The organism is Brevibacterium sp. FME37 (assembly GCF_014897485.1).
Classification (GTDB): Bacteria; Actinomycetota; Actinomycetes; order Actinomycetales; family Brevibacteriaceae; genus Brevibacterium.
Genome location: NZ_JABUYE010000009.1, coordinates 151,105 through 158,735 on the forward strand (window position 1 = coordinate 151,105; position 7,631 = coordinate 158,735).

A 7,631-nucleotide genomic window follows, 5' to 3' on the forward strand; every position below is an offset into this window, starting at 1 on the left:
GTCGATCAGCTGAGATTGAGGGTCTCGACCACCTCGGCGACCTTTTCCTTCTGAGTATCGGTCAGGCCAAGGATCGGCAGGGGCAGGGACGAGGCGCCGACTAGTCCGAGATGTTCTGCGATGGCGGCGGTGACTCGCAGGCTGCCGCCGAATTCGGCGAGGAGGTCCCACAAGGGCTGGAGCTGCGCGGAGAGTTCCGATGCTCTCTCCGCCTCACCGTTGAGTGCGGCTCGGGTGATGGCGAGCATTGGGCTCGGCAGGGTCCCACCGACTGCCGTGTACCAGGCATCGCAGCCGGCATTGAGTCCAGCTGCACCGAAGGCGTCGCCGGAGACCCCGATACTCACCTGGTTGTCGGTGGCGGCACGGATCGCCTCGACATGAGCGGTGAAGTCCGGTGGTGACATCGCCAGTCCGGGGATCTTGATCGAGGCCACGCCCTCAAGCGCGGCCAGGCGCGCGTAGAGGTCGGTGGTGAAGGTGAAGTGCGTCGTGCCGGGGTTATCGTAGACGACGACAGGAAGATCGCTCGCCGAGGTGACCGTCCGGAAGAGTTCGAATACGTCGTCCTCGGTCAACGGCTGATAGCTGACGGGAGCGAGCAGGAGGCCTTGGGCGCCAGCGGCCTCAGCGGCGCCTACGTTGGCCAGCACCTCCCGTGTGCGCAGTGCACCGACCCCGACGAACACGGGAATCCCGGCGGCACGGTCAACGGTCAGTCGGGCGACCCGGGCACGTTCGTCCGGGGTGAGGTAGACGTATGACCCGGTCGAGCCCAGGGCGGTGATCGAATCGACTCCGGCTGCGACGAGGCGGCCGATCAGTCCTTCATATGCAGCCTCGTCGATCTCCTCGTCCCGGATCGGGGTCAGCGGGAAGGCACTCAGACCGGTGAACAGTGTGCGCGAATGGTCTGCTGGATCTGTCATGTCATAGCCTCCGTGGAAGTCGCCTCGGTGTCAGTGGAAGCCACCGATCGCAGGTAGTGGTCGAGCTGGTGGAATTCGGGTTGGGCAGACGGGTCCATCACTGCTTCGGCACCGACGGTGTTGACCGGGCTGCGGGGCAGTGCCTTCGCGAAGGCCACCTGCCGACCGTGTTCGTACAGGGCCGAGCCCTGCGAGCCGTACGTGACTGCAACCAGCTTCGCCTCAGGCAGCTGCGGGAGCAGGTCGTATTCGGTTTCGTTGACGATGATGAGATCGGCGCGTTCGACCACCTCGGCGGGTAAGGGCAATGCCGGTGCGGCGTTGATGACGAATCGCCCGCGCACGGAATGTGACAGTTCTGTGATGAGGTCAAGGGAGATTTCGAGCTGCGTGAGCACGGACTCATGGGCGTGGAATTCTCGCCCGGCGAGGCTCACATGCGCATTCGCCCCTTCACAGACCGCGATCTGATTCTCACCGGCTGCGGGCAGGCGCTGGGTGGTGGCCATGATATCAGCGTTGATGCTGCCGACGACGGTGAGAGCGAGGTCAATGCTCATGTGTACTCCCACAACTCATGCCGGCACCCGAGTAGCTTCTCGGGTGCCGGCATGGTCGGTGGATGTTGGTCAGGAGCCGTGGACGACGAGCTCGACCGGGATGTTTCCGCGCGTGGCCTTCGAGTAGGGGCACAGCTCGTGGGTGCGATCGACGACCTTCTGTGCGGTGTCCTGGTCGGCGCCGGGGATGGTCACGGTGAGCTTGACGCTGATTCCGAAGCTCTCGCCCTCTTTGCCGATTCCGACTTCGGCGTTGACGACGGACTTCGAGGTGTCGACCCCGAGTTCCTTGCCGGCCAGGCCCATTGCGCCCTGGAAGCAGGCCCCGTAGCCGACAGCGAAGAGCTGCTCCGGGTTGGTTCCGCCACCGGGTCCGCCCATTTCCTTGGGGCTGCGCAGGTCAACGTCGAGTGCCTTGTCATCCGTGGTTCCATGACCGTCACGGCCTCCGGTGATTTCGGCCTTCGCGGTGTAGGCAATGCTCTCTGGGGTGTTCATAACACGTCTCCTCTTCGTCGAATCGTGATGTCACAGTTCGTGGTCCTTCACGCAGAAGGCACCTGGGACCGAGTATTGTCACTTCGCCGACGGAAGTCCATACCTGTGGATCCCTGATCAGCTAAAAGAGGAATCTCACGGGTCCCGGGTATGCGAAAAGTGAATCGCTCCGGGGATAATAGAGGCAGGGAGATTGGAAGAAGGAGATTCTCTCGTGCCAGTGAAATACACCGACGAACTCAAGGCTCGTGCCGTCGAGCTCGTCATGCATGCCCAAGCTGACCCCGATACTGCGAACGGGGCCATCACCCGCGTCGCGAACGAACTCGGGCTGAGCAAAGAAACCCTGCGAGTCTGGGTGCGCAAACACAAGGACTCCGGTAAAGCTACGCCGACGGAGTCAGTCGACCTTGAAGCTGAGAACCGCCGTCTGCGAGCCGAGTTAGCCGAGTCAAGACGGGCCAACGAGATCCTGAAGAAGGCCTCGGCTTTCTTCGCGGCGGAGCTCGACCGCCCATCAAAGTGATCGTTGACTTCATCGACGAGAACAAACACGAGTTTGGAGTCGAGCCAATCGTGCGCGCCCTGTCAGGGACTGCTGCGCGGATTGCTGTGAGCTCGTATTACGCCTTCAGAAAGCGGCAGCCCTCTGCCCGGACTCTTCGGGACCGGGAACTCATAGTCGTCATCAAGGACGTCTATGAGGCGAACTATTCGTGCTACGGGGTACGCAAGATGTGGAAGGCGATCAACCGTGACTACGCAGATCGGTTCGGCAACATCGCCCGGTGCACGGTCGAGCGGTTGATGAGGTGGCTGGGCATCGACGGGATCCGTCGGAAGCGGAAGCGTCCGAAGACGGCCTCGGCCAGGGCCGAGGAGTGCCCGAACGACCTCGTCGAACGCGAGTTCTCAGCAGCGGGACCGAACTGTCTTTGGGTCGCTGACATCACGTACGTGCCGACGACTGCTGGGTGGGTGTACACGACGTTCATCCTCGATGTCTTCCATCGTGAGATCGTGGGCTGGCAGGTGACGAACCATATGCGCGAGTTTCTAGCCAGGGATGCGTTGACGATGGCTCTGGCTGCGAAATTCCGTGCCGGCGAGGACGTATCCGGGCTTGTCCACCACTCGGATCGCGGCGTGCAATTCCGGTCGATTCGCTATGGCGAGACCCTGGCGGAGTCAGAGGTCGTGGCGTCTGTGGGGGCCCGTGGGGATTCCTACGACAATGCCATGGCTGAGGCGCTGAACTCGGTTTATAAGGCTGAGTTAATTGATCGGAAAGAGTGGTCGGGGTTGATTGAGGTGATGGCAGAGACGTCGAAATGGGTTTTTTGGTACAACCAGGAACGCTTGCATTCGGCGATCGGGTACCGGCCGCCGTTCGAGGTGCATGCTGCGTGGATCAACCAGGATGACATCGAGTCGGTAGCCGCTTAGGAAACCAAGGAAAACAGCCTCTACGAAACAGCGAGAATGGTAGTGAGGCTTCTGGCGGGATCTGACTTCCTATGAAACTGACGCTTCGGCTTTCGGAGTTGTCCTGCCCAGGACTCGTCGATACCGCCAGGAGCCTCGAGCAAAGTCTGGAAGACCAGGCTGAGCGGGGATGTGACTTCATAGGACCCTGTTCAACATGTCTCATCACTGTTGTGTCCTCCCGGCCCGGCTCGAGTCATCCAACACGTTACTCGTGAAGGAGAGGACCACATCATGAAGGCCTTACCTGTTTCGACTCACGAAACCATCATCGCGGGAGTCGATGCGCACAAGGACACTCACCATGTGACGATACTGACCCGGACAGGCGAAAAGATCGCTGATCGGCAGTTCAACGCCACCACCAGCGGATACAACAAACTGCTGGACTGGGTAGTTGGGTTCGGGGCCGTCGACAAGATCGGACTGGAATCAACGGGCTCGTACGCTGCAGGCCTGTCAAGATTCCTGGTCGATCATGAGGTCGATGTGCGCAAGACACTGGCCGGTGAAGCAACCGCGGTGCCAAAGGTGTCGACCGAGATCATCGAGTCCATCAGAGAGCTAACCGTGGTCCGGGCATCGGCGGTTAAAGCGCGTACTGTGGCTCTTGTTCAGCTCCAAGACGTTGCCATCACTGCTCCCGCTTCTCTTCGTGAGCGCTTGGATGCGCGATCGGGCAAAGGGCTGGCCAGACAGTGCGCCAAGCTTCGAGCAGATGGCGATCGTCTTGACGACCCCGAACAGGCCGCCAAACTGTGTCTGCATGGACTAGCCCACCGAGTACGCGACCTCGACACAGAGATCGCCACGCTCGATGGTCATCTGGACAAGCTGGTCACGATTGTGGCACCGACTCTGCTGTCACGAGTCGGGATCAGCACCAGGCACGCTGCTCAGTTCGTGATCACTGCCGGAGAGAATATCGACCGGTTGACGTCGGAGGCAGCGTTCGCCCGACTGTGTGGCACAGTTCCGATACCAGTTTCGTCAGGAAAGTCGCATCGAATGCGGCTTCATCGTGGTGGTGACCGGCAAGCGAATCGAGCACTGCACATGGTGACAGTCTGCCGGCTGCGATACGACGAGAGGACGATCGCTTACATGGAGCGTCGGCAAAGCGAGGGACTGTCGAAGAAGGACGCCATGCGGGGCTTGAAGCGATTCATTGCTAGAGAGGTATTTAATGATCTCAAAGTGGACCTCGGAATCGCTTGACAATCTATAGAACCGTCCCGGAGCTTGACAGGGCGTGGGCTTTGATCGTCATGCCTGCGGGCGTGGAGCCTGCCGCATGGTGTTCGACCGCGAGGAGACCGGCAGCACGGCGGATGCGTTCACGTTGGGCTTGCACCTGCTGGATCGTCACTTGGCGCCTCCCCCGACGTTGCGGAGGATCTTCGGGATCTCGGCTGCCGCGAGTTTCATCTGCTCCGGGGTGGCACCGATCGCGGGCAACAGGGCGGTGATGACTGCTTCGAACTGTTCACCAGTGCGCTCAGCGATGCGGACTTGTCGCTCATCCACACCCGCCTTCAACGTTTCGCTGGCGTACCGGGCGAGCTGGTCCTGGGCTTTGTGCAACAGCGTGTAGACAACGTGCTGGCGGGCTTCCTGGACGGTCTCAGACTTTCCGCCCATAGGGTTGTCTTCCTCGGACTCCTTCGTCTTCCCCCACCAGAGTTCACCGTCCGTTTCGAGGAGCTCCACCTGATGCCTGAGCCATTCGACCTCGCCGGCTTTGGACGCGACGAGGTCCAGGAGTGCCTGTGCGGGGTCTAGGTCGGTGTGGGGTGTGCCGAGGCGTCGGGCAACACGGGTGAGCTTCTCTTGCTCGAGGTTGCGGGTGGCGGCGGTCTTGGCGCGCTTGCTGGATCCCCCATGCACCCGGCAGACGGTGAGTCCGTGCACGGGGTAGGAGTTGCACTGCCGTTGGGTGGACTTGCTGAATCCTTGGCACTTGGCCGGGTCCCACCCGCTGCGATCGATGTCTTTGCGCTTGACCATCAGAGCCCACTGACTTCGGTGGTGACGTGGATGGTCGCGTCATTGGGGGCCGAGTGCCGGTGGTCTCCGATGGTGAGGGTGGAGGTGTCGGTGGCGGCTTCGAGGGTGATGTTGTGGAGTGTGCCGCGTGCGCAGCGACCGAGGTGTGCCAACGTCGGGAGGGTGACTGTCTTCCCGAGGGCGTCGGCGGTGAGGTTGCGAACTATCATGCACGGAGCATGCGACCGGACACGGGAAAGATGCCAGAGACGACACGCGGGAGACAAAAAGAGAGTGGCCCTAGCGCGTTTGCGTGGGCCACTCTTCAAGGTTGAAACTACTCTGGCGCGTTAGCCTTCGATAATCTGAAAATCACCTTTCAGCCGAAGTTCACCGACCTTGATCACCTGGAGGTCACCGACCTCAAGCTTCTTCCGGGCGTTCTCTTCTTGGAAGAAGATGTCCTCAACTGCGGCATCGCTCAAGAGCTCGATCGCTTCTCCACCATCGGGAGTCGGTCTGTACGTCGCCATGTAGTGGTATGCGTAAACGGTGTCACCGGATTCGATCGTGTGGTCGTCCGCATCCTCGACCTCACGTTCCTCCCAGCTGATTTTGTATTCTGGCTGCTCCTTCTGGACGCGAAGACACTCGGCTCTGCTAGCAAAAATACCAACCAACGGGTCGATCAATTCTTCATCGTCGAAGGGGGAGGTCTGTTCAGCGAATAACAGATACACAGTTTGGTTGCTCATGTCTCTAGTCTTTCTCTAGGAGAATCAGTGCGGTCCGCAGTTTGCGCTGCGTGGGCTTGCGTAGACGCGAGCCCAGTATGTGTGTCCGTGATAGCGGAGCCGGCCAATCGTACTGGCTGACCAATTGTGCTTCTTCTTACCTTTGCATAGGTAGTTCATGTTCTTCTGCTGGAACTTGACCGCCCAGTCTTTCTTGTCCTTGTATTTATACTTACCAACTTTGAGATCTTTGGCCTGCGCGGTTTGCGGTACCTGAATACCGGTTTTCACCCACATCAAAGCGTTTTTGTAGCGCAGTTGGGAGGCCATCTTGATCCCAGTCACCTTCTTCGTGCACACAGTGACTGGTTTGACTCCTCCGTAATCGTGGTTGCCCGAATCTCGCGTGTGGAAACTCTCAGGATAGAGCTTGCACGGACCGAATCTGGCACTCCCAGCCTGTGCTGACACGCCCCCAGGGTTCTCCTGCTCAATCTTGTCGAGCTTCTTCATCGCCTCCTCTTCAGTCTCTGCTTCGACGTAAGGTGAGGAGCCTTGTACGGTATTCAGATCTTCATCGGAGATTTGGTTGGGGGTTGTCGCTGCAGCTGGAGTCACAGCGAGGCTGACGAGCATTGTGGCCGCTGCGGCGCTAGCGACCAGTGTCTTCATCAGTTTCATGAGACTAACCTTCCGTTCTTTGCCCAAGTTAACTTACCGCCATTCAGCGGCACCTGAGAAGCTACCCGACTTCGCCCTTGCCGCACATCCCATGAAAGTATGAAGTTCAGCCTCTTCTGCCACGCTGGCCTCTATGGTTCCTGGCACTGTGAACGAGCTGTCCGCGCATGATCGGATGATCCTTGACCTCGAGAAGACAGCGTCATCTGCCGAAGCCCGTGAAGCGTTGTGCCGGCGCATTGATCTGCCGCCCGAGAAGTACGCTGTTGTGCTCGAGGGGCTGGTGGATACGGACGCGGCTTACAGTTACGCGCCAGACGTTGTGGAGCGGGTCAGGCTGTTGCGGGCGGAGCGGTTCGCGTTCGAACGACGACAAGGACGGTGGAAGACGTTCGTGCGTTAGCGCGACACCGCATGTTATCCCAACCTCGACCAGTGCCCGGTTACGGTTCGTGCTGTGCCTGCTGCCCTGCTTCGCCATTGTCTTCCTGGGCCCGGTGTTCCGCGAGCTGGCGTTCAAGGTCAGCGATTTTCACGTCCATGTCACGCCCATCATCTCTACCACCAGCCAAAATGAGGTTGCGTCTTTCAACTAGCTGGTCGTGTTCTTGGATAATGTCGACCTGCTCAGCAACGGCAGTGTTTACTAGCCACTTGTAGTGGTCAACCATCGCCTCAAGGTGAGGTCGAATGTGGCCACTAACCTCGGGGTTTCATGATTAGGGGCGTCCAGGACCCGGACAGAGAGAAGAAAAGTG

At 59.7% G+C, this 7,631-nt stretch carries 13 protein-coding genes and 1 other annotated feature; of the genes, 4 read left to right on the top strand and 9 right to left on the bottom strand.

Annotated elements, in window-relative coordinates; all coding sequences use genetic code 11:
* Nucleotides 1–5: 5 nt before the first annotated feature.
* The 3 genes from INT29_RS12340 to INT29_RS12350 all read right to left on the bottom strand — a co-directional run bounded on the left by INT29_RS12340 (nt 6) and on the right by INT29_RS12350 (nt 1,987).
* Nucleotides 6–929, bottom strand: a complete 924-nt coding sequence (locus INT29_RS12340) for a dihydrodipicolinate synthase family protein (RefSeq protein ID WP_193071795.1) — start codon at nt 927–929, stop codon at nt 6–8.
* A complete protein-coding gene (locus INT29_RS12345; RefSeq protein WP_193071796.1) occupies nt 926–1,489 on the bottom strand; it encodes a hypothetical protein in 564 nt (187 codons plus the stop codon). Before INT29_RS12345 ends, INT29_RS12340 begins: the two co-directional genes overlap by 4 nt.
* A 69-nt stretch (nt 1,490–1,558) precedes the next feature.
* Nucleotides 1,559–1,987 (bottom strand): organic hydroperoxide resistance protein, encoded by a 429-nt coding sequence (locus INT29_RS12350; protein WP_193071797.1) that lies wholly within the window; start codon nt 1,985–1,987, stop codon nt 1,559–1,561.
* A 214-nt stretch (nt 1,988–2,201) separates the two neighbouring features.
* Here INT29_RS12350 and INT29_RS12355 point away from each other — a divergent pair, with 214 nt between their 5' ends.
* The 3 genes from INT29_RS12355 (at nt 2,202) to INT29_RS12365 (ending at nt 4,690) form a co-directional block, all read left to right on the top strand.
* The gene (locus tag INT29_RS12355) at nt 2,202–2,513 is read left to right on the top strand and encodes a transposase (RefSeq protein WP_193071798.1); all 312 of its coding nucleotides are present in this window, start codon (nt 2,202–2,204) and stop codon (nt 2,511–2,513) included.
* Nucleotides 2,474–2,590: a sequence feature (AL1L pseudoknot), on the top strand. It overlaps the preceding gene by 40 nt.
* The gene (locus INT29_RS12360; RefSeq protein WP_193071799.1) at nt 2,510–3,433 is read left to right on the top strand and encodes an IS3 family transposase; all 924 of its coding nucleotides are present in this window, start codon (nt 2,510–2,512) and stop codon (nt 3,431–3,433) included. Its footprint overlaps the feature before it by 81 nt. The genes INT29_RS12355 and INT29_RS12360 overlap by 4 nt, the downstream gene beginning before the upstream one ends.
* A gap of 273 nt (nt 3,434–3,706) precedes the next feature.
* The gene (locus tag INT29_RS12365; RefSeq protein ID WP_193071800.1) at nt 3,707–4,690 is read left to right on the top strand and encodes an IS110 family transposase; all 984 of its coding nucleotides are present in this window, start codon (nt 3,707–3,709) and stop codon (nt 4,688–4,690) included.
* Between the two features lie 4 nt (nt 4,691–4,694).
* Here the strand turns inward: INT29_RS12365 and INT29_RS12370 are convergent, their stop codons facing one another.
* The 5 genes from INT29_RS12370 to INT29_RS12390 form a co-directional block, all read right to left on the bottom strand.
* Nucleotides 4,695–4,841 (bottom strand): hypothetical protein, encoded by a 147-nt coding sequence (locus INT29_RS12370; protein ID WP_180959058.1) that lies wholly within the window; start codon nt 4,839–4,841, stop codon nt 4,695–4,697.
* Nucleotides 4,838–5,479, bottom strand: a complete 642-nt coding sequence (locus tag INT29_RS12375; protein WP_193071801.1) for a hypothetical protein — start codon at nt 5,477–5,479, stop codon at nt 4,838–4,840. Before INT29_RS12375 ends, INT29_RS12370 begins: the two co-directional genes overlap by 4 nt.
* Nucleotides 5,479–5,688: a hypothetical protein gene (locus INT29_RS12380; RefSeq protein WP_101574205.1), complete on the bottom strand. Its 210-nt coding sequence runs from the start codon at nt 5,686–5,688 to the stop codon at nt 5,479–5,481. The genes INT29_RS12375 and INT29_RS12380 overlap by 1 nt, the downstream gene beginning before the upstream one ends.
* Nucleotides 5,689–5,808: 120 nt before the next feature.
* Nucleotides 5,809–6,213 (bottom strand): hypothetical protein, encoded by a 405-nt coding sequence (locus INT29_RS12385; protein ID WP_101574204.1) that lies wholly within the window; start codon nt 6,211–6,213, stop codon nt 5,809–5,811.
* Between the two features lie 24 nt (nt 6,214–6,237).
* Nucleotides 6,238–6,873 carry a hypothetical protein gene (locus INT29_RS12390; protein WP_101574203.1) on the bottom strand — a complete coding sequence of 212 codons (636 nt, stop codon included), beginning with the start codon at nt 6,871–6,873 and terminating at the stop codon, nt 6,238–6,240.
* A 148-nt stretch (nt 6,874–7,021) separates the two neighbouring features.
* On the opposite strand from INT29_RS12390, the gene INT29_RS12395 reads away from it, so the two are divergent.
* Entirely contained in the window at nt 7,022–7,276 is a 255-nt protein-coding gene (locus INT29_RS12395) for a DUF3263 domain-containing protein (protein ID WP_319020896.1), read from the top strand.
* 40 nt (nt 7,277–7,316) lie between these two features.
* Here the strand turns inward: INT29_RS12395 and INT29_RS12400 are convergent, their stop codons facing one another.
* A complete protein-coding gene (locus tag INT29_RS12400; protein ID WP_180959057.1) occupies nt 7,317–7,544 on the bottom strand; it encodes a hypothetical protein in 228 nt (75 codons plus the stop codon).
* Nucleotides 7,545–7,631 lie beyond the last annotated feature (87 nt).